Genomic DNA, 20,800 nt, shown 5'->3' with positions numbered 1-20,800 from the left:
CGTGGTCCGCCACTTCCTTAAAGACACCGACCTCACCCCCGCCGAGCAGGCGCAGGTGCTCGATCTGGCTGCCTCCATGAAGGCTGACCGCTACGGCTACAAGCCCCTATCCGGGCCCCAGACCGCTGCCGTCATCTTCGACAAGACCTCCACCCGCACCCGTTTCTCCTTCCACGCCGGCATCGCAGAACTCGGCGGCAACCCCCTGATTGTTAACCCCGGCGAAGCTCAGCTTGGCCACAAGGAAACCATCTCAGATACCGCCAAGGTCATCTCTCGCATGGTCTCCATCATCGTCTGGCGCACCTACGCCCAGGCGGGTCTCGAAGAAATGGCTGAGCACTCCCGCGTGCCCGTCATCAACGCCCTCTCCGACGACTACCACCCCTGCCAGATCCTCGCCGACCTGCTCACCATCCGCGAGCACAAGGGCAAGCTGGCCGGACTCACCATGGTTTACCTGGGAGATGCCGCCAACAACATGGCTAACTCCTACCTGCTCGGTGGCGCCACCGCAGGCATGCACGTTCGTATCGCGGGCCCCGAGGGTTACCTTCCCGCTGAATCCGTCGTCGCAGAAGCCCAGCAACGAGCAGCCGAAACCGGCGGCTCAATCCTGGTCACCACCGACCCCGACCAGGCCCTGGCTAGCGCCGACGTCGTCATCACCGACACCTGGGTCTCTATGGGCCGAGAGGATGAAAAAGAAGCCCGCGCCCAGGTCTTCAAGCCCTACACCGTCAATACCGACGCTATGAACAAGGCTGATTCCAACGCTATCTTCCTCCACTGCCTTCCCGCCTACCGCGGCTACGAAGTCACCGCCGACGTCATCGACGGGCCCACCTCCGTCGTCTTCGACGAAGCAGAAAACCGCCTCCACGCCCAAAAAGCCCTCATGGCCTTCCTGCTCGCCGAGTCCAACCTATCCACCGACGTCCGCACCGCTCTTAGCTAAACCGACCAGAAAAAGAGAAGAAACAATGGCGATTCCCTCCACCAAAACCGCGCGGCAAGCCCGCATCATCGAGGTGCTCCAAACCCACCGCGTGCGCTCGCAGGCCGAACTAGCCCAGCTGCTCACCGACGACGGGCTCAAAGTCACCCAGGCGACCCTCTCCCGCGACCTTGTGGAAATCGGTGCCGAGCGCGTTCGCGACGAAAAATCGGGACTGATTTACGCCGTGCCCAACCACCCCGTCCGTCGTAGCAGCCAGGAAGGCCCCGACGCTCGCTTGGTCTCCCTCTTCAAAGAACTGCTCGTGACCGCCGAAGCCTCAGCTAACCTGGTCATCCTGCGTACCCCGCCGGGAGCAGCCCAGTTCCTGGCCTCAGCTATTGACCAGGCCGGGCTAGAACCCCTGCTGGGATCCATCGCGGGTGACGACACCGTCATGGTCATTACTCGCGACCCCAATGGCGGTGAAAAGGTTGCTGGCCTTTTCTTGGAGTGGGCGGCCTAGGTCTTTACCCGCAGCCAGACAGCGTGAATAAGCCCCGGTCTTTATCGTCGAAGACCGGGGCTGAACAATAGGGACAGGTGGGGCCCGGCAGTGCAGCCGGTCTAACCTATTACCCCCTCGAAAAGCTTCTTCATCTCGTCAAGGTCGAAGAAGTCAGCAACGTCGGCGGGAGTCTGCGATCCCAGAGTCTCATCGGCACCGGCATCGAGCAGCATGCGGGCGATGGGTAGATTGTTACGGAAGGTAGCGCATACCAGGGCGGTCTGGCCCCGCTCGTTCAGGCGGTCAAGATCGGCACCCTCATTGATGAGCAGCTGAACCAGCTCAGGGTGTTCGTGGTAGGCAGCTAGGATGAGCAGAGTATCGCCTTTGGCGTTGGTCAGGTCAACGGGGACGCCCTGGTCAAACAGAGATTTGAGGGCTACCGGCTTGTTGTCCCGGGCCAGGTCGAAAACCGAGTTGAGGAAGTCGATATCTTGCTCCGTCAGGCTATGATTCGCGTCTGTCATACTTTCACTTTCTCAGAAAGCAAGCCCCTTTAGCAACCCTGTCTAGACCACCCTACAGCTCACGCCAATCTTATTTAGAACTTTCGTTCAGAAGCTTTAGACAGGCCTGTATGAAAGAATGGGCAAAGCCGGTTAGGCCCCTAAGGAAAGGCTCCCTGTGAATACCAAAGACGCTCAGCAGACACCCGATTCCTCACCCCAGAACAATATTGCGGCTCTGCTACAGGCCCGCGCGGCTGAAGACCGCACTGCTCTGACCTGGGCCGGTGGGTCCATGAGCTATCGACAGTTGGCACAATATACGGGCAGCTTGCGTAGCTGGTTGCATGAGCGCGGAGTGGTAGCCGGTGACCGGGTGGCCTTGGCCCTACCCAATGTGCCTGCGATGGTGGGCCTCTACTACGGTGCTCTGTCCCTGGGGGCTGTGGTGGTGCCCATGCATCCGCTGCTCTCAGCCCGCGAAGCTGCTTATCAGGTGCAGGATGCCGGTGCCCGGCTCCTGATTGCAGCCGCCGGTACCCGGGTGGGTCAGGAGCTGGACCAGATTCGTGATGAGGTGGGGGAGTACGTAGCGCTTGAGGTGCTTTCACCCGAGACCACGTTTGGCGCGGACGCTCCCGCACCGCAGGCCTGGGAACCCCAATCGGTTGCGACCGACGAGCCTGCCGTTATTCTCTATACTTCTGGAACCACCGGGGCCCCCAAGGGGGCAATCCTCACCCACGCCAATATGCTGTCTAACGCCCTGACCTGTGTAGATGTTTTTGGTTTTACAGCGGACGACGTGATCTTCGGTGGACTGCCTCTTTTCCACGCTTTTGGCCAGACCGTTTCGATGAACGCCGTTCTGGCTGCCGGTGCTGCTATAGCCCTACTCCCTCGCTTTACCCCGGGCGGTGCAGCCCAGCTCTGCGCCGCTGCGGGGGTCACCGTCTTTGCCGCAGTTCCCACCATGTACAGCGCCCTAGCCAGCTACCTGGGCACCGACCCCGCCCTGGCGCACCGATTGCAGGGGCGCGTCCGCTTTGGTATTTCAGGCGGCGCAGCCCTGCCCGCCTCGGTGCACGCGGAGATCGAGCAGTTAGCGGCCTTCCCCATCTACGAGGGCTACGGGCTGAGTGAAACAGCCCCTGTTGTCTCTTTCAACCGGGCAGAATACGGCCTGGTGATGGGGTCGGTAGGGCGGGCTTTACCCGGGGTTGATGTGAAGGTCGTTGACCGTCAAGGGCAGAAACGTGCTGCCGGTGAGCCGGGTGAACTGTGGGTGGCTGGCCCCAACGTGATGGCCGGTTATTGGAACAACGCCCAGGCTACAGAGGCCGTGATGTCGGGGCGCTGGTTTGCCACCGGAGACGTTGCCTACCTTGATGATCAGGGCAATATCTTTATTGTTGACCGCCTCAAAGATATGATTTTGCGCAACGGCAACAGCGTCTACCCGCGGGAAATTGAGGACGTTCTTTACACCCACCCGCAGGTGCGTTTAGCGGCGGTTGTCGGCCAGCTCTCAGAAACGGTGGGAGAAGAGGTCGTAGCCGTTATTGTCCCCAGAGAAGAACTGACCCCTGAGCAGACTAGCGACCTTGAAGCTGCTCTCGACAACCTAGCCCGCGCTGAACTTGCCGCCTACAAGTACCCGCGTCGCTATGTTTTCAAAGAGGAGCTACCGCTGGGGCCCACCGGCAAAATCTTGAAGCGGGTACTGGCAGAGGCCCTCACCCAGAAAGCCTAGGGGAGAGCCTCTACCGCGGCCTTAGGCTGCCCTAGCCATGAATAACAACCCCAGCGACAAACCCAGGCCCAGATAGCAAGAATAAAGATGACAAGGGTTAAAGCGCCTTCGAGAGACAGCTCGGCGGATGTCATCCCGGTGATAGAAGTAGCACCGATGAGCAGTACAGCAACGAAGAAAGAGACCAGTAGCTTGCCGGTGATGAAGCTGGGCTTGACGATGGCGAGGGGAGCAGTGGTGACTGCCGGTTCGTGGGCAGTGCATTGGTGGATGAGTAGAGAAGTTTCAAACGAATCGGTAGCCTGTCCCTCGGACGGTGGCGATGTAGTCATCACCAATTTTTTTGCGGAGTGCGCGAATGTAGACGTCGACGATGTTTGAGTTGGGGGCAAAGTCCATGCCCCAGACTTGACCTAGAAGCTGCTCGCGCGAGAGCACCTGGTTCTTGTGCCTTATGAAGGTCTCGAGCAGAGCGAATTCACGGCTAGTGAGTTCAGCGATAGTGCCGTTGACGGTGACCTGACGGGTCAGAACGTTGAGCTCAAGGTTGCGGTGGGCTAGGGTCGAGGCGTTGGTTTCTTCGCGGTTGGTGTCGAGCAGGCGCAGGCGGATGCGTGCGAGTAGCTCAGCGAACTGGAACGGCTTGGTCATGTAGTCGTTGGCGCCGTTTTCAAGCCCTTCGAGGGTGTCTGAGACGGAGTCGCGGGCGGTGAGCATGATGATGGGGGTGGTGATGCCTTCAGCCCGCAGGGACTTCATGATGGTAAATCCGTCCATACCGGGAAGCCCCACATCGAGGATGATGAGGTCGAAGTCGCTGACCTTGGCCAGGGCGTAGGCGGAGCGGCCTTCGTCAATCAGGGTTGAGGTGTAACCGGCTGATTTCAGGCCCTTGACGATAAAGGACGAGATGCGCGGGTCATCTTCAACAATCAGGATATGGCTCATGGCGGGGCTTCTTTCTGATGGTGCGGTCGGGTCTAAGAGTTTTATTTGGTCCAGCTGGGGTAGCGAACGCTGGAGACGCTGTCTGCTAGGGCGTCAGTGTCGTCCTTGCCGCTCTCTGCGGGGGCGTTGACCGGCAGGGTGATGCCGAAGATGGCCCCGATTCCGTCGTCGGGCTGGGCAATCCATACGGAACCCTCGTGGGCTTCTGCGATGGAGCGGACGATGGCCAGCCCCAGCCCTGCTCCCACCGAGTGCTTTTTGGCGGTGGCGGGGTTCTTGGCGTTGTTGCGTTTGAAGCGTTCGAAGAGGGTTGCGGCGTCTTCTGCGCTGACGCCGGGGCCCTGGTCGCGTACCCAGAACTTGAGTTCACGCTGTGGGTCTGTTCCCTCGAAAGCTGAGCCGATAGAAATGGTGGTTCCCTCGGGGGAGTACTGGGCCGCGTTGGCACAGAGCTGCACCATAGCCTGGGTGATGCGTTGTTCATCAAGATCAACCTCACCTTCGGCAATATCTGAAATCATCCAGCGGTGGTCGGTGAAGGCCTGCACCTTTGAATCAAGGGTGATCATCAAATCTGCGACATCGACCGGGTGGAGAGAGACAAAGTCCGGACGCTCCGACTTGGCCAGGGTGAGCAGGTCAGCGACGATACGCCCCATGCGCTCTAGTTCGTCGTCAACCAGCTGCAGGGTCTGATCTTGTTCCGCGGTGCGCTCCATGAGCTCAAGGTGACCTCGCACGATGGTGATGGGGGTGCGCAGCTCGTGGCTGACATCGTCCATAAACTGACGTTCAATCATGGCTGACTCCTCCAATCTGTCAAGCATCTGGTTAAAGGTGCAGCCCATAGCGGCTACATCATCATCGCCCTTGACGGCGACTCGACCTGAAAAGTTTTTATCGTTGATGGCTTGGGCTACGGTGCGTAGGCTACGAATCGGTTTGGTGATTCTGCCTGCAACCAGCCAGGCGATGAGCACGGTAGCTGCCAGCCCACCGAGCCCTACCCAAATCATAGTGACAATGGTGTGCTGTACCGCATCGAGCTCAGGCTGGATGTATTCCACAACAACGAGGTGCCCGGTTTGGGTTCCGGCATCGGTATTGAGGCTGACCTCCACCTTGCCCCAGTGAACCGGGCCGGCCGGGGTCTGCTCAATCCCCGACGTCTGTTCGTAGCCTGTGATGAGTGCCAGTAGATTCTGGTCCTGGGGGAGCCTGTAGCCGGTTTCTTCGGCGTAGTCTTGCTGTTCTTCGATGAAAATGACCTGGTTGCTGGTTACACCGATGAGTTGCTCTGAATAGCCGGTGAACTGGCGGGAGACAAAGACTGTGAGCATCTGGCCTAGGTCTTCGAAGGGGGCAGCGGTGGTGGGGTCTACCCCGAGTTCAGCGAAGGTGCGGAACTCTGAAATTTCGCTTTCGGTGCTCGCTGCGGCGTTGGCGCCCACCTCACTGATAAGAATCTCCCGCACCGTGAAGATCAGGCCGGTGATGATAAAAGCCGTGACCAGAACCATCCAGGCTACGATGCGCAATCGCACTGACCCGGTGCGCGGGTTCTGCACACTGGTCTGCTCCTGTGAGCGCTGCTTGGACCGGAGCTTTTTGAAGGGATTAGTCATCGTTGTCATCGTCATCGTCATCGTCATCGACCTCGTAGTCGTCGTCGTCATCGTCCTCCGGTGCCGGGGCAGGCGCGGGCGCCTGCTCCACGACGACGGGGGGCGGGTGCTGGCTCGACAACCACAGGTGCCGGTACCTGCTCGACCACGACGGGGGTGGGGGCTTCAACAACTGCCGGAGCTTGTTCAACGACCGGGGCTTCGGCAGGTGCCTGCTCCACGACCGCGGGGGCTTCTTCAGCCGGGGTGGCCTGGTCAGCTGCCTGCTCCGTGGTGGGCTCAGGGCTGGGGCTCTCGCTTGTCGCCGACGGTGAGGGGCCAGCAGAGGCGGACGCTGACGAGCTGGGGGAGGTGGTGCGGTCAAGGACGATGGGGTCTACCTCATAGCTGAGCTGGCCTCGAAAGCTCATGAGTAGAGCGAGAGCGGCGACCATTCCAACAGCTGCAAGCAGTAGGATTCCGAAGATGTATTTCTTGAGCATGTTTCTAGTGTGTCAGCCATCTTTAAAAGTTCTGTGAGTATTCCATTAAGGTTTTTTCATTTTCGGGTGCGCGTTTCTCTTGCTGGTTTGGGGTAGCCGCGCGATGATAGTAGCGCGTATCACTAACCGATACGTTTTGCATAATTATGTCTGAGTGTGCATAATTATTTATAGAACCTGCGGGGACCTCCCGCCCCTGAACGTAATACCTCAAGGAGCACCATGAAAGAGCGCATCGTCCTGGCCTACTCAGGCGGTCTTGACACCTCAGTAGCCATCGGCTGGATCGGCGAAGCTACCGGCGCCGAAGTTATTGCCGTTGCCGTTGACGTAGGGCAGGGTGGCGAGGACCTTGAGACCATCCGCCAGCGTGCTCTCGACTGCGGTGCTGTAGAAGCCTACGTGGCAGATGCTCGCGATGAGTTCGCCAACGAGTACTGCATGCCCGCTCTCAAGGCCAACGCCCTTTACATGGATGCCTACCCCCTGGTATCAGCTGTTTCCCGCCCCGTCATCACCAAGCACCTGGTAGCTGCCGCCAAGCAGTTCGGCGCCACCACCGTAGCCCACGGCTGCACAGGTAAGGGCAACGACCAGGTCCGTTTCGAGGTAGGCATCCAGACCCTGGGTCCCAATCTCAAGTGCATCGCCCCCGTGCGTGACCTGGCTCTGACCCGCGAGAAAGCCATCGACTACGCAGAAAAGAACAACCTGCCGATCGTCACCACCAAGAAGAACCCCTTCTCCATCGACCAGAACGTCTGGGGCCGTGCTGTTGAAACCGGCTTCCTCGAAGACATCTGGAACGGCCCCACCAAGGATGTCTACGACTACACCGACGACCCCACCTTCGCTCCCGCCCCCGATACTGTCGTCATCTCCTTCAAGGAGGGCATCCCCGTTGCCATCGACGGCCAGGCTGTCACCCCGCTTGAAGCTATCGAGATTATGAACCGCCGCGCAGGTGCCCAGGGTATCGGCCGCATCGACATCGTCGAAGACCGCCTAGTCGGCATCAAGTCCCGCGAAATCTACGAGGCTCCTGGCGCAATGGCCCTCATGGCTGCCCACAAGGAACTCGAAAACGTCACCATCGAGCGCGAGCAGGCCCGCTTCAAGAAGATTGTTGGTCAGCGCTGGACCGAACTGGTCTACGACGGCCAGTGGTTTTCACCCCTGAAGAAGTCCCTGGACGCCTTCATCAACGACACCCAGAAGATGGTCAATGGCGATATCCGCATGGATCTGCACGGTGGCCGCGCCGTTGTTACCGGCCGTAAGTCAGAGACCTCCCTCTACGACTTCAACCTGGCCACCTACGACGAAGGCGACACCTTCGATCAGTCCATGGCCCGCGGCTTCATTGAGCTGTTCGGTATGTCCTCCAAGGTCGCTTCAGCCCGCGACCAGCGCCTGGGCCTCTAAAACCGGCCCCGCTTCAGCCGCCCAACCCCGCGCGTCCTTACCCTGCTCAAGGGTGAGGACGCCGGCGGGCGGCTTTTGCCTTACCCCGCACGATTTTCCCAACCCCGTAAAGGTAAAACTATGTCAGCTGAAAAGCACGGTACCAACGATGGCGCTCTCTGGGGCGGACGCTTCGCAGGCGGCCCCTCTGAGGCTCTTGCTGCCCTATCGAAGTCAACCCAGTTCGACTGGCGTCTAGCGCCCTACGATATTGCAGGCTCCCGTGCCCACGCCCGTGTGCTGGCTAAGGCCGGTCTGCTCACCGATGACGAGCTCACCGGCATGATTGCAGCCCTCGACCAGCTTGAAGCCGACGTCCGTTCTGGCGCCTACACCCCGGCAGAGTCGGACGAGGACGTCCACGGCTCCTTGGAAAAGGGCCTGATTGAACGCGCCGGTGCTGAGCTGGGCGGCAAGCTGCGGGCTGGTCGCTCCCGCAACGACCAGATTGCCACCCTGGGCCGCATGTACCTGCGTGACCACGCCTCCATCATTGCTAAGGGCGTCATGGATACCATCGATGCCCTCATCGCCCAGTCCGAGGCCCACCCTTACGCACCCATGCCCGGCCGCACCCACCTGCAGCACGCCCAGCCCGTCCTGCTCTCCCACCAGCTCCTGGCCCACGCCTGGGCCCTGTCCCGCGACCTCGACCGCCTGATTGACTGGGACAAGCGCGCCGCTGTCTCCCCCTACGGCTCCGGGGCGCTCGCGGGCTCTTCACTGGGCCTGGATCCGGAAGCTGTTGCCGCTGACCTGGGCTTCAACTCTGCAACCCACAACTCTATCGACGGCACTGCCTCTCGCGATGTCTACGCCGAGTTCGCCTGGATTGCCGCCATGATTTCGGTGGACCTCTCCCGCATCTCTGAAGAGATTATTCTCTGGGCAACCAAGGAGTTCTCCTTCGTAACCCTGCACGACTCCTTCTCCACCGGCTCATCGATTATGCCGCAGAAGAAGAACCCCGATATCGCTGAGCTTGCCCGCGGTAAGGCCGGTCGCCTGATCGGTGACCTTACCGGCCTGCTGGCAACCCTGAAGGCCCTGCCCCTGGCCTACAACCGCGACCTGCAGGAAGATAAGGAACCGGTCTTTGACGCCATCGACCAGCTTGAAGTTCTGCTGCCCGCTGTCTCCGGCATGATTGCCACCCTCACCTTCAACACCGACCGTCTGGCGGAGCTGGCTCCCCAGGGCTTTGCCCTGGCGACGGACGTTGCCGAGTGGCTGGTGCGCGAGGGTGTACCCTTCCGCGTGGCCCACGAACTGGCCGGTGAAGCTGTGCGCGTCTGCGAAGAGAAGGACTGCGAGCTGTGGGACCTGACCGACGAGGACTACCTGGCGATCTCACCTGCCCTGCACGCTGGCGTCCGCGAAGTGCTCACCGTTGAGGGGTCTTTGAACTCCCGGAGCGCCCAGGGCGGCACCGCCCCGTCCGCTGTGGCTGCCCAGCTGGAAGCGCTCAAGAGTGAGCTAGAACCTGCGCGTGCTTTCGCGGCCCGCACCCAGGTCATCAGCTAGGCTAAAAGCATGATTAAGCCCGTTGATTCTTCCCTGCCCCTTGAGGAGCAGATTCCCGCTGCCTGCGCGCAGATTCAGGACTACCCCAAGGAAGGCATCCTCTTCTACGACGTCACCACCCTGTTCGCTAACCCGCAGGTCTTCCGGGCGTCTATGGAAGAGCTCGCCCAGCGTTTTGAGGGTCAGTTCGATATCGTAGCTGGCGTTGAAGCGCGCGGCTTTTTGATGGCTTCGGCTATCGCCTACATTGCCGGCACCGGCGTCATGACCGTGCGTAAGGCTGGTAAGCTGCCTCGCGATACCTACATGAAGGAATACTCCCTCGAATACGGTCAGGCTGCGATTGAGATTCACAAGGACGACATCCCGGCAGGTTCCCGTGTGCTGATTGTGGATGACCTTCTGGCCACCGGAGGCACCCTTGAGGCGGCCACCCACCTGATGGAGATGGCTGACCTGAAGGTCGCCGGCATTGGCGTGCTCCTGGAGCTTGAGGGCCTGGGCGGACGCGAAATCCTGGCTGGCCACCGCCTGGAGGCCCTGTCTCTGGTCGCGGAATAGAGACTGCCCCCGCGTAGTACCCCGGTTTTCATGCAGTTACCCTGGTTTTTACCTGGGGTGAATGCACGAAAACCGGGGTCTTTTGTTTCGGTTAGGCTTCCTGGGAGAAACTGCTGGACGTACAATAGGTCGTACAAGAAAGGTTGTGTGGAATGAAAACAATGACCTATTCAGAATCTCGGGCTCGTTACGCAGAGGTCATGGATTCTGTTATCAACGACCGCGAAGAAGTCGTCATCACTAGAGTGGGGCACGACCCCGTCGTCATGCTGTCGCTCGAAGACTATGAGTCCCTCAAAGAAGCCGCCTACCTCATGCGCTCTCCCCGGAACGCTCGTCGAATCTCTGACTCAATCGCGCGGCTGAAAGCTGGTCTGGGGGAAGAGCACCAGCTGATCGAAGAGTAAGACATGAAAATCGTGTGGGATGAAAACGCCTGGGAAGACTACCTCTGGTGGCAGCAGCAGGACCGCAAAGTCCTTAAACGCATTAACACTCTGATCAAAGATATTGCCCGCAACGGGCACGAGGGTATCGGCAAACCCGAGGCCCTTAAACACGACTGGTCAGGGTTCTGGTCGCGGCGGATTACAGACGAACACAGACTCATTTATGCGATAACAGATACGTCAATCTTGATTGCCGCCTGCAGATACCACTACTGATAGGCAGCGATTGAAAGTCTGGGCGCCCTGCCCCACCGAGCTGCCGCGGGCGTCCTTTCTTTTTGTTCGGGCGTACGGGTAGAATGGAGGGCTTGAATTTTCCGCGATGAAGGGTTCCCTCTTGACCGAGAATACAACCGCAACCGGTGAGCAGACTGCCGCTGAAAAAGCCTACGAGGCTCAGCTGGCAGGTGAACGAGCCTACGTGGGCAGGCTGTACGCCCGCCTCGATGAGCTCCGAGAGATTAACGAGAAAAAGCTCAAGAGCACCCGCAAGAACCAGGCTGTTGGCAGCCACCAGAACCGTTCAGAGCGTGACGCCTACGCCCAGCACTATGAAGACCGCCTGGCCCAGTACAACGCTGTTGACCACCGCCTGGCTTTTGGCCGTCTTGACCTCGACGACGAGGCTATCCGCTACATCGGCCGTATCGGCCTGGCAACCGAAGACCACGAGCGCTTGCTCATTGACTGGCGTGCCCCCGAAGCCGGCACCTTCTATCAGGCCACCGCTTTCAACCGGCAGGGTGTGCGCCGCCGCCGCCACCTGATGCTAGAGCGCCGCGAAGTCACCGGCTTCGAAGACGATGTGCTCGACTCAACCCTGCTTGAGGACGGCGATGAGAACCTGCACGGTGAGGGTGCCCTGCTGGCGGCCCTGAACCGCAAGCGCACTGGCCGCATGGGCGATATCGTGGCGACAATTCAGGCAGAGCAGGACGCCATTATCCGCGCCGACCTGGCGGGCGTCCGCGTTGTGCAGGGCGGCCCCGGTACCGGTAAAACCGCCGTTGCCCTGCACCGTGCCGCCTACCTGCTCTACACCTTCCGCGAGCGTCTCAACAATGCCGGTGTTCTGGTCGTTGGCCCCTCCGCTTCCTTCATGTGGTACATCGAGCGCGTGCTGCCCTCCCTGGGCGAGACCGGCGTGGTCATGTCGTCTCTTGCAACCCTGTACCCGGGTATCAAGGCCGTACCCGAAACCGACCCCGCTGTTGCTAGGGTCAAGGGCGATTTACGCATGGCCGAGGTCATCAAAAAGGCAGTAGCCGACCGTCAGAAAGTACCGGCCAAGCCCGTGAAGATGTACGTGGACTCTACCGCCATCGAGATGACCCCCGGCATGGTCAAGCACGCCCGCAACACGGCGCGTTCAACCGGCAAACCCCATAATGAGGCTCGGGAAACCTTTGTGAAGGTGCTCCTGAAAGAGCTCACCGTCCAGCTCAACGAAAAGCTGGATGCCGCCGCCGGCCACGCGGTTGACCGCCCCTACCTCGAAGACGATGTCCGCGGGTCCCTGGACGTCCGCCGAGCTATCAACCTCGCCTGGATGCCCCTGTCACCCGAGACCCTGGTGCGCTCGCTGTTTTCAAAGCCGGAATACCTGCAGAGCGCAACCGCGGGCGTCCTCACCGACACTGAGCGTGACGTCCTGGCGCGCGCAGCGAACCTGCCCTTTACCGAGTCCGATGTGCCCCTGCTAGATGAAGCTGCGGAGCTTCTCGGTGATTTTTCCAAGGTCGCCGGTGCCGGAGCCGCTGCCCGCGCTGAGGCGGCCCACCAGGCCAATCTCGAAAACGCCCGTAAGGCCCTGGAGAACGTAGACCAGCAGCTGGCCGATATGGGCGTGGACGGCGTAGTTACCGCCGAGCAGATTGCCGAGCTGAACGAGGAGCGCGGTGAGCGTATGACCGCTGCCCGCGCTGCGCAGGCCGACCGCACCTGGGCCTACGGGCACGTGGTAGTTGACGAGGCCCAGGAGCTTTCCCCCATGCAATGGCGCCTGCTCATGCGCCGCTGCCCCATGAAGTCCTTTACGATTGTTGGCGATATCGCGCAGGCATCTTCGGCAGCAGCGTCGCAGTCCTGGGCGCAGGCTCTTGAGCCTTTTGTGGGGGAGCGCTTCACCCTGGACGAGCTGACCGTCAACTACCGTACCCCCGCCCAGATTTCGGACGCCGCCGTTGAGGTTGCCCGTGCTGCCGGCCTGGATATCTCTGCCCCCCGCGCCGTGCGCGAGGGCAAGTGGGCGCCGTCCGCCCGTATCGTGGGTGAGGACGCCCTCTACCCGGCTGTGGTGAGCACCGTCAGCGATGAGTTGGAGCAGGGCGCCGGTGGCCTTATTGGCGTGATTGTCAGCGAGGAACGCTACCGCGAGACCGCCCTGGCGATTGCTGCCGAGCACAAGGGTAAGCTGGGCACCTCGGCCTCTGCCCTGGAACACCAAGTACTAATTCTGACCCCCTGGGAAGCCAAGGGTCTAGAGTTCGACACCGTGATTATCGTTGAGCCTGCCGACCTGGTGCGTGCAGCTAACGGTTCGGTGGGCGACCTGTATGTCTCCATGACCCGCCCCACCCAGCGCCTGCACCTGCTCGCTTCTCGTGAGCTGCCCGCGGGCATCGCCCCTACCGAGTAGCTGCACGAGATTCCGTAGCGCAAGGACGCTCCCACCCCCTTCCTGCCCGCGGGCAGGGAAGCGGGGGAGGGGCGTCCTTTCTCTTTCTCTCAATCAGAGAACACCGGAAGTGCCCGCTGCCCGTCCCCGGCGGTGAACTGGTACCTTTGTAGAGGTGGCTTTGCCACTGCTTTTTGTTCATTACTAACCATGGAGTAACCGTGTCTGAAGAGACTCTTGCAGCTCAGCACAACGATGATTCCTTCGAGAATATCTGGCAGGAATTGAAGTGGCGTGGCTTTGTGCACGTCAGCACCGATGAAGAAGCCCTTGAGAAGGCGCTGGCTGAAGAGACCGTGAACTTCTATATCGGTTACGACCCCACCGCAGCTTCCCTGCACCTGGGGCACCTGGTCCAGCTGCTGCTTATGCGTCGCCTGCAGCTGGCTGGCCACCGCCCCTTCGGCCTGGTTGGCGGTGCTACCGGCCTGATTGGTGATCCCCGCCAGACCTCTGAGCGTGTGCTCAACTCCCGCGATGTTGTTGAGGGCTGGGTAAGCCGTCTGCGCGGCCAGATTGAGCGTTTCTTGTCTTTTGAGGGCGAGAACGGGGCCCAGATGGTCAATAACCTGGACTGGACCAGCGAACTATCTGCCATCGATTTCCTGCGCGAAATCGGTAAGAACTTCCGCGTGGGCACCATGATTAAAAAGGAAATCGTGGCTAAGCGCCTGAACTCTGAAGAGGGCATCTCCTACACCGAGTTCTCCTACCAGATTCTGCAGGGCAATGACTTCCTGGAACTCAACCGCCGCCACGGCGTGACCCTTCAGTGCGGTGGCTCCGATCAGTGGGGCAACCTGACCAGCGGTACCGAGCTGGTCCGCAAGGTCACCGGTAAGTCTGTCCACGCCCTGGGCACCCCGCTCATTACTAACTCTGACGGCACCAAGTTTGGTAAGTCTGAGGGTAACGCTATCTGGCTTGACCCCGAGATGTGCTCACCCTACGCCTTCTACCAGTTCTGGCTGAACACCGCTGACGCTGACGTAGCTGACCGCCTCAAGGTCTTCACCTTCAAGACCCGCGACGAGATCGCTGCCCTGCAGAAGTCTGTTGAAGAAGAGCCCTTCAAGCGCCTAGCCCAGAAGACCCTGGCCTACGAGGTGACCTCTCTGGTACACGGTGTTGAAGCTACCGAAAAGGTGATCGCTGCTTCTGAGGCTCTCTTCGGCAAGGGCGATTTCGCGGCCCTGGACGAGGCCACCCTCAAGGCCGCTACCGCCGAGCTGCCCCACGCGGTACTTTCAGCTGACCAGCTGGACATGGTGACTGTGCTGACCGAAACCGGCCTTTCTACCTCTAAGTCCGAGGCCCGCCGCACCCTCAAGGAAGGCGGCGCAGCAATCAACAACGTCAAGGTACAGGGCGAGGACGCCGCCCTCACCGAATCTGACCTGCTTCTCGGCAAGTACGCGGTAGTTCGCCGCGGCAAGAAGAACATGGCAGTTGTTGAGGTTGCCCAGTAAGTTAAGTCCTTCTCTTCAGCGAGGACGCCCGCCCCACCTCTCATCCTTAAACACGGGAGAGAATGGGGCGGGTTTTTCTATTTGCCCTTGTCAGGGTGGTAAAAGTGCGGGAAAACGGAGTCAGGCTAGGGTGGGGTTCTGCGAGGCTGGAAAAGTTTTTCAAAATATTTTTGAGAAAATTTAACCCGCTTTTTACTAGGGGAAACACCTTTGTTTGGGTGGGTTTGGGTGGTGTTGTGAGGGAAAAAGAGCCCCAATCGGGTTGCGTGCTCCAAAAAACCTGCGTAAAGTATAACGAGTCGCTGAGGCGCGGGTAACCGGTCGAAAGCGAAACATAATCGAATAGTGCACCACAAGTTGAGTTGATAAAGGCTCCCAGGGAGAGTTGATTGAACTGGTTTTCGGGTTTGAAGCTTAGGCTTTGAAGTAAAGAAAAGAGCTTGTGGCTATCGTCACGCTCTGGCGAGTTGCGATGATGGGAAAAGCATTATAGACTGAATGAGTTGCCCAAACGGGTGACACAAAAACTTGAGAATGACCGATACGAAACACCGGCCAGTTCCACTGGCTAGGGTTGAGAATGCGGTTTGTTGCTTGAAAACTCAATAGCGTACCAATGTTATACATAACATTCTTATCGTCCACACTACACACTAGTGTTCACCATGAACACCAGGTAGTGCGGAAGTTGAACTGATACCAAATATTTATACAAGACGTGAGAAACCCCTTGGTTTCTCACTGAATTTGATAATCACATGGTTTCAGATTCGTCAGCTCGAACCACACCACCCCGTGGTGAATGGTTCGCTAACAATCAGAGACCAGGATCATCAACTACTTCATTTTTCTAACGGAGAGTTTGATTCTGGCTCAGGACGAACGCTGGCGGCGTGCTTAACACATGCAAGTCGAACGATGAAGGCCCTGCTTGCAGGGTTGGATTAGTGGCGAACGGGTGAGTAATACGTGAGTAACCTGCCTTTAACTCTGGGATAAGCCTTGGAAACGAGGTCTAATACCGGATACGACCAGTTCCCGCATGGGATGCTGGTGGAAAGGGATATGTACTGGTTTTAGATGGGCTCACGGCCTATCAGCTTGTTGGTGAGGTAACGGCTCACCAAGGCGACGACGGGTAGCCGGCCTGAGAGGGTGACCGGCCACACTGGGACTGAGACACGGCCCAGACTCCTACGGGAGGCAGCAGTGGGGAATATTGCACAATGGGCGCAAGCCTGATGCAGCGACGCCGCGTGAGGGATGACGGCCTTCGGGTTGTAAACCTCTTTCAGCAGGGAAGAAGCGAAAGTGACGGTACCTGCAGAAGAAGCGCCGGCTAACTACGTGCCAGCAGCCGCGGTAATACGTAGGGCGCGAGCGTTGTCCGGAATTATTGGGCGTAAAGAGCTTGTAGGCGGTTTGTCGCGTCTGCTGTGAAAGCCCGGGGCTTAACCCCGGGTTTGCAGTGGGTACGGGCTAACTAGAGTGCAGTAGGGGAGACTGGAATTCCTGGTGTAGCGGTGAAATGCGCAGATATCAGGAGGAACACCAATGGCGAAGGCAGGTCTCTGGGCTGTAACTGACGCTGAGAAGCGAAAGCATGGGGAGCAAACAGGATTAGATACCCTGGTAGTCCATGCCGTAAACGTTGGGCACTAGGTGTGGGGGGCATTCCACGTTTTCCGCGCCGTAGCTAACGCATTAAGTGCCCCGCCTGGGGAGTACGGCCGCAAGGCTAAAACTCAAAGAAATTGACGGGGGCCCGCACAAGCGGCGGAGCATGCGGATTAATTCGATGCAACGCGAAGAACCTTACCAAGGCTTGACATATACTGGACCGCTCTAGAGATAGAGTTTCCCTTTGGGGCTGGTATACAGGTGGTGCATGGTTGTCGTCAGCTCGTGTCGTGAGATGTTGGGTTAAGTCCCGCAACGAGCGCAACCCTCGTTCTATGTTGCCAGCACGTAATGGTGGGGACTCATAGGAGACTGCCGGGGTCAACTCGGAGGAAGGTGGGGATGACGTCAAATCATCATGCCCCTTATGTCTTGGGCTTCACGCATGCTACAATGGCCGGTACAAAGGGTTGCGATACTGTGAGGTTGAGCTAATCCCAAAAAGCCGGTCTCAGTTCGGATTGGGGTCTGCAACTCGACCCCATGAAGTCGGAGTCGCTAGTAATCGCAGATCAGCAACGCTGCGGTGAATACGTTCCCGGGCCTTGTACACACCGCCCGTCAAGTCACGAAAGTTGGTAACACCCGAAGCCGATGGCCTAACCCCTTGTGGGAGGGAGTCGTCGAAGGTGGGATTGGCGATTGGGACTAAGTCGTAACAAGGTAGCCGTACCGGAAGGTGCGGCTGGATCACCTCCTTTCTAAGGAGCTTCAACAATTTTGGTTGAGCCACGCTGGACGCGAGTGTCGTTTGGGTGGTTTGCTCATGGGTGGAATGTTGGTTCAGGTGCCCTTTGGTGGGTGCTGATAGGAATGGTGTGATGCTGGTGCGCTTTTGGGTTTTGAGGTAACAAGCCATGCGTGGTTTGTTGCTCTCAGGTTCCCGGCATGAGAGTAGTGGTCAGGTTTTTCCTGGTTGCCTTGAGTGGTATCGGGTTGTTGTTTGAGAACTGTATAGTGGACGCGAGCATCTTCGAATGTAATGAAGATTTCTCAATCTCTAGTGATTGGGTTTCTTTGATACTTTTGATTTTGTACTTAGTTAGTCAAGGTTTTATTATCTTTGATTTTATCTGTGTGTAAGTTATTAAGGGCACACGGTGGATGCCTTGGCACTAGAAGCCGATGAAGGACGTGTGAATCTGCGAAAAGCCTGGGGGAGCCGATAACAGGGCGTTGATCCCAGGATGTCCGAATGGGGAAACCCAGCAAGCCATCATGGTTTGTTACCACCAGTTGAATGTATAGGCTGGTTGGAGGGAACGGGGGGAAGTGAAACATCTCAGTACCCTCAGGAAGAGAAAATAACTAATGATTCTGTGAGTAGTGGCGAGCGAAAGCGGAAGAGACTAAACCTGTGGTGTGTGATACCGGTTGAGGGTTGCATCATGGGGGTTGTGGGAGTACGCATAACAGTTTCAACCGGCTGTTGACGTGATGTTCTAGCATGTAGGTGAACGCCTTGGGATGGGCGACCGGAGAGGGTGAGAGTCCTGTAATCGTAATGTGTTAGACCGCGTGTGTGCCACCCGAGTAGCACGGGGCTCGTGGAATCTCGTGTGAATCTGCCAGGACCACCTGGTAAGTCTAAATACTTTCTAGTGACCGATAGTGAATCAGTACCGTGAGGGAATGGTGAAAAGTACCCCGGGAGGGGAGTGAAATAGTACCTGAAACCGTGTGCTTACAAGCCGTTGGAGCCTTGTGGGGTGACAGCGTGCCTTTTGAAGAATGAGCCTGCGAGTTAGTGTTCTGTCGCGAGGTTAACCCGTGTGGGGAAGCCGTAGCGAAAGCGAGTCTGAATAGGGCGTTTGAGTGGCAGGATCTAGACCCGAAGCGGAGTGATCTATCCATGGCCAGGTTGAAGCGACGGTAAGACGTCGTGGAGGACCGAACCCACTTCAGTTGAAAATGGAGGGGATGAGCTGTGGATAGGGGTGAAAGGCCAATCAAACTCTGTGATAGCTGGTTCTCCCCGAAATGCATTTAGGTGCAGCGTTGCGTGTTTCTTGCCGGAGGTAGAGCTACTGGATGGCCGATGGGCCCCACAGGGTTACTGACGTCAGCTAAACTCCGAATGCCGGTAAGTGAGAGCGTAGCAGTGAGACAGTGGGGGATAAGCTTCATTGTCGAGAGGGAAACAGCCCAGACCATCAACTAAGGTCCCTAAGCGTGTACTAAGTGGGAAAGGATGTGGAGTTGCTTAGACAACCAGGAGGTTGGCTTAGAAGCAGCCACCCTTGAAAGAGTGCGTAATAGCTCACTGGTCAAGTGATTCTGCGCCGATAATGTAGCGGGGCTCAAGTACACCACCGAAGTTATGGCAATCAGTTTTTTGCTGGTTGGGTAGGGGAGCGTCGTGTATCCGGTGAAGCTGCGGTGTAAACCAGTGGTGGAGGGTATGCGAGTGAGAATGCAGGCATGAGTAGCGAATCACGGGTGAGAAACCCGTGCGCCGGATGATCAAGGGTTCCAGGGTCAAGCTAATCTGCCCTGGGTTAGTCGGGGCCTAAGGCGAGGCCGACAGGCGTAGTCGATGGATAACGGGTTGATATTCCCGTACCGGCGAAAAACCGCCCATACTGATATTTTGATGCTAACTGTGAGAAGCTGTTTGTAACCCTGCCGTTTGTGGTGGGGGGCTTATGGTGGACTGCAGGACCCGATTTTTGGAGGTAAACGTATTAACAGGTGTGACGCAGGAAGGTAGCCAAGCCACGCGATGGTTGTCGTGGTCTAAGCGTGTAGGGTATCCGGTTGTTAAATGCGCCGGTGTTGGCCTGAGACGTGATGGGACCCTGTTGTGGGGGATTTGGTGATCCTATGCTGCCGAGAAAAGCATCGACGTGAGGTTTTAGCCGCCCGTACCCGAAACCGACACAGGTGATCAGGTAGAGAATACTAAGGCGATCGAGAGAATCATGGTTAAGGAACTCGGCAAAATGTCCCCGTAACTTCGGGAGAAGGGGAGCCTTGAGCGTGACCGGTCCGTGCGGCCGTGAGCGTGTATGGGTCGCAGAGAATTGGGGGAAGCGACTGTTTATCAAAAACACAGGTCCGTGCGAAGTCGTAAGACGATGTATACGGACTGACTCCTGCCCGGTGCTGGAAGGTTAAGAGGATTGGTTAGCCATTTTGTGGCGAAGCTGAGAATTTAAGCCCCAGTAAACGGCGGTGGTAACTATAACCATCCTAAGGTAGCGAAATTCCTTGTCGGGTAAGTTCCGACCTGCACGAATGGAGTAACGACTTCCCTACTGTCTCAACCATGAACTCGGCGAAATTGCAGTACGAGTAAAGATGCTCGTTTCGCGCAGCAGGACGGAAAGACCCCGTGACCTTTACTATAGTTTGGTATTGGTGTTCGGTGTGGCTTGTGTAGGATAGGTGGGAGACTGTGAAGCAGGCACGCTAGTGTTTGTGGAGTCGTTGTTGAAATACCACTCTGGTCGCTCTGGATGTCTAACTTCGGCCCGTGATCCGGGTCAGGGACAGTGCCTGATGGGTAGTTTAACTGGGGCGGTTGCCTCCCAAAGAGTAACGGAGGCGCCCAAAGGTTCCCTCAGCCTGGTTGGCAATCAGGTGTTGAGTGTAAGTGCACAAGGGAGCTTGACTGTGAGACTGGCAGGTCGAGCAGGGACGAAAGTCGGGACTAGTGATCCGGCGGTACGTTGTGGAACGGCCGTCGCTCAACGGATAAAAGGTACCTCGGGGATAACAGGCTGATCTTGCCCAAGAGTCCATATCGACGGCATGGTTTGGCACCTCGATGTCGGCTCGTCGCATCCTGGGGCTGGAGTTGGTCCCAAGGGTTGGGCTGTTCGCCCATTAAAGCGGTACGCGAGCTGGGTTCAGAACGTCGTGAGACAGTTCGGTCCCTATCCGCTGCGCGCGTTGGAAATTTGAGAAAGGCTGTCCTTAGTACGAGAGGACCGGGACGGACGAACCTCTGGTATGTCAGTTGTACCGCCAGGTGCATGGCTGATTGGCTACGTTCGGGAGGGATAACCGCTGAAAGCATCTAAGCGGGAAGCCTGTTTCGAGATGAGATTTCCTGGCAACGTTTGTTGTGTGAGGATCCCTATAGATGATGGGGTTGATAGGCCAGGTATGGACGCGGGGAATGCCCGTGGAGTTGACTGGTACTAATAGTCCGAAGGCTTACACTTTTTGACTGAGTTTTGTTTGTTTGTGTCCACTGTATGGTTTTGAGATAA

14 protein-coding genes, 2 rRNA genes and 1 pseudogene are annotated in these 20,800 nt (G+C 58.1%); 12 read left to right on the top strand and 5 right to left on the bottom strand.

What is annotated here, in order from left to right:
• The first annotated feature begins 1 nt into the window (after position 1).
• A complete protein-coding gene (argF, locus tag VSX42_RS10340; RefSeq protein ID WP_326504200.1) occupies positions 2 to 958 on the top strand; it encodes an ornithine carbamoyltransferase in 957 nt (318 codons plus the stop codon).
• 16 nt (positions 959 to 974) lie between these two features.
• Positions 975 to 1,463 (top strand): annotated as a pseudogene (locus tag VSX42_RS10335) (arginine repressor); the annotation flags it as partial.
• Between the two features lie 101 nt (positions 1,464 to 1,564).
• Here the strand turns inward: VSX42_RS10335 and VSX42_RS10330 are convergent.
• Entirely contained in the window at positions 1,565 to 1,972 is a 408-nt protein-coding gene (locus VSX42_RS10330; protein ID WP_326504199.1) for an ankyrin repeat domain-containing protein, read from the bottom strand.
• A gap of 157 nt (positions 1,973 to 2,129) precedes the next feature.
• On the opposite strand from VSX42_RS10330, the gene VSX42_RS10325 reads away from it, so the two are divergent.
• Positions 2,130 to 3,704 carry an AMP-binding protein gene (locus VSX42_RS10325; protein WP_326504198.1) on the top strand — a complete coding sequence of 525 codons (1,575 nt, stop codon included), beginning with the start codon at positions 2,130 to 2,132 and terminating at the stop codon, positions 3,702 to 3,704.
• On the opposite strand, the gene VSX42_RS10320 is transcribed toward VSX42_RS10325, so the two are convergent.
• Genes VSX42_RS10320 through VSX42_RS10305 form a run of 4 tightly spaced genes read right to left on the bottom strand, consistent with a single transcriptional unit; the run spans position 3,701 to position 6,759 of the window.
• A complete protein-coding gene (locus VSX42_RS10320; protein WP_326504197.1) occupies positions 3,701 to 4,036 on the bottom strand; it encodes a hypothetical protein in 336 nt (111 codons plus the stop codon). The genes VSX42_RS10325 and VSX42_RS10320 overlap by 4 nt on opposite strands.
• The gene (locus VSX42_RS10315) at positions 3,990 to 4,652 is read right to left on the bottom strand and encodes a response regulator transcription factor (protein WP_326504196.1); all 663 of its coding nucleotides are present in this window, start codon (positions 4,650 to 4,652) and stop codon (positions 3,990 to 3,992) included. Before VSX42_RS10315 ends, VSX42_RS10320 begins: the two co-directional genes overlap by 47 nt.
• A 41-nt stretch (positions 4,653 to 4,693) precedes the next feature.
• Complete coding sequence (locus tag VSX42_RS10310; protein WP_326504195.1) at positions 4,694 to 6,277, bottom strand: HAMP domain-containing sensor histidine kinase; 1,584 nt, start codon at positions 6,275 to 6,277, stop codon at positions 4,694 to 4,696.
• A 47-nt stretch (positions 6,278 to 6,324) separates the two neighbouring features.
• Entirely contained in the window at positions 6,325 to 6,759 is a 435-nt protein-coding gene (locus VSX42_RS10305; RefSeq protein ID WP_326504194.1) for a hypothetical protein, read from the bottom strand.
• A 222-nt stretch (positions 6,760 to 6,981) separates the two neighbouring features.
• Here VSX42_RS10305 and VSX42_RS10300 point away from each other — a divergent pair, with 222 nt between their 5' ends.
• The 9 genes from VSX42_RS10300 (at position 6,982) to VSX42_RS10260 (ending at position 20,752) form a co-directional block, all read left to right on the top strand.
• Complete coding sequence (locus tag VSX42_RS10300; protein WP_326504193.1) at positions 6,982 to 8,184, top strand: argininosuccinate synthase; 1,203 nt, start codon at positions 6,982 to 6,984, stop codon at positions 8,182 to 8,184.
• 120 nt (positions 8,185 to 8,304) lie between these two features.
• Positions 8,305 to 9,747 carry an argininosuccinate lyase gene (gene argH / locus VSX42_RS10295; protein ID WP_326504192.1) on the top strand — a complete coding sequence of 481 codons (1,443 nt, stop codon included), beginning with the start codon at positions 8,305 to 8,307 and terminating at the stop codon, positions 9,745 to 9,747.
• Between the two features lie 9 nt (positions 9,748 to 9,756).
• On the top strand, positions 9,757 to 10,308 hold the full coding sequence (locus tag VSX42_RS10290) for an adenine phosphoribosyltransferase (protein ID WP_135011408.1): 552 nt from the start codon (positions 9,757 to 9,759) through the stop codon (positions 10,306 to 10,308).
• Positions 10,309 to 10,460: 152 nt separating this feature from the next.
• On the top strand, positions 10,461 to 10,715 hold the full coding sequence (locus VSX42_RS10285) for a type II toxin-antitoxin system Phd/YefM family antitoxin (RefSeq protein ID WP_237197118.1): 255 nt from the start codon (positions 10,461 to 10,463) through the stop codon (positions 10,713 to 10,715).
• Positions 10,716 to 10,718: 3 nt separating this feature from the next.
• Positions 10,719 to 10,973, top strand: coding sequence for a Txe/YoeB family addiction module toxin (locus VSX42_RS10280; RefSeq protein WP_237186795.1), 255 nt, complete (start codon positions 10,719 to 10,721; stop codon positions 10,971 to 10,973).
• A gap of 121 nt (positions 10,974 to 11,094) precedes the next feature.
• Complete coding sequence (locus VSX42_RS10275; RefSeq protein ID WP_326504191.1) at positions 11,095 to 13,395, top strand: AAA family ATPase; 2,301 nt, start codon at positions 11,095 to 11,097, stop codon at positions 13,393 to 13,395.
• A 200-nt stretch (positions 13,396 to 13,595) separates the two neighbouring features.
• Positions 13,596 to 14,903, top strand: coding sequence for a tyrosine--tRNA ligase (gene tyrS / locus VSX42_RS10270; RefSeq protein ID WP_326504190.1), 1,308 nt, complete (start codon positions 13,596 to 13,598; stop codon positions 14,901 to 14,903).
• Between the two features lie 850 nt (positions 14,904 to 15,753).
• A 16S ribosomal RNA gene (locus tag VSX42_RS10265) occupies positions 15,754 to 17,284 on the top strand.
• Between the two features lie 376 nt (positions 17,285 to 17,660).
• Positions 17,661 to 20,752, top strand: a 23S ribosomal RNA gene (locus VSX42_RS10260).
• The 16S and 23S rRNA genes sit together here, the layout of an rRNA operon.
• Positions 20,753 to 20,800: the final 48 nt, after the last annotated feature.

The sequence above is a fragment of the Rothia nasimurium genome (assembly GCF_035916755.1).
Lineage (GTDB): Bacteria > Actinomycetota > Actinomycetes > Actinomycetales > Micrococcaceae > Rothia.
The sequence above is the reverse complement of the archived record's forward strand: the minus strand, read 5'-3'. Positions and strand labels throughout refer to the sequence as shown.

Bases quoted from the DNA above. Each gene is read 5' to 3' on its own strand.
- VSX42_RS10310 (WP_326504195.1), bottom strand. From the start codon at position 6,277: ATGACTAATCCCTTCAAAAAGCTCCGGTCCAAGCAGCGCTCACAGGAG.
- VSX42_RS10330 (WP_326504199.1), bottom strand. From the start codon at position 1,972: ATGACAGACGCGAATCATAGCCTGACGGAGCAAGATATCGACTTCCTC.
- VSX42_RS10320 (WP_326504197.1), bottom strand. From the start codon at position 4,036: ATGACTACATCGCCACCGTCCGAGGGACAGGCTACCGATTCGTTTGAA.
- VSX42_RS10285 (WP_237197118.1), top strand. From the start codon at position 10,461: ATGAAAACAATGACCTATTCAGAATCTCGGGCTCGTTACGCAGAGGTC.
- VSX42_RS10305 (WP_326504194.1), bottom strand. From the start codon at position 6,759: ATGCTCAAGAAATACATCTTCGGAATCCTACTGCTTGCAGCTGTTGGA.
- argH (WP_326504192.1), top strand. From the start codon at position 8,305: ATGTCAGCTGAAAAGCACGGTACCAACGATGGCGCTCTCTGGGGCGGA.
- VSX42_RS10300 (WP_326504193.1), top strand. From the start codon at position 6,982: ATGAAAGAGCGCATCGTCCTGGCCTACTCAGGCGGTCTTGACACCTCA.
- VSX42_RS10290 (WP_135011408.1), top strand. From the start codon at position 9,757: ATGATTAAGCCCGTTGATTCTTCCCTGCCCCTTGAGGAGCAGATTCCC.
- VSX42_RS10280 (WP_237186795.1), top strand. From the start codon at position 10,719: ATGAAAATCGTGTGGGATGAAAACGCCTGGGAAGACTACCTCTGGTGG.
- VSX42_RS10315 (WP_326504196.1), bottom strand. From the start codon at position 4,652: ATGAGCCATATCCTGATTGTTGAAGATGACCCGCGCATCTCGTCCTTT.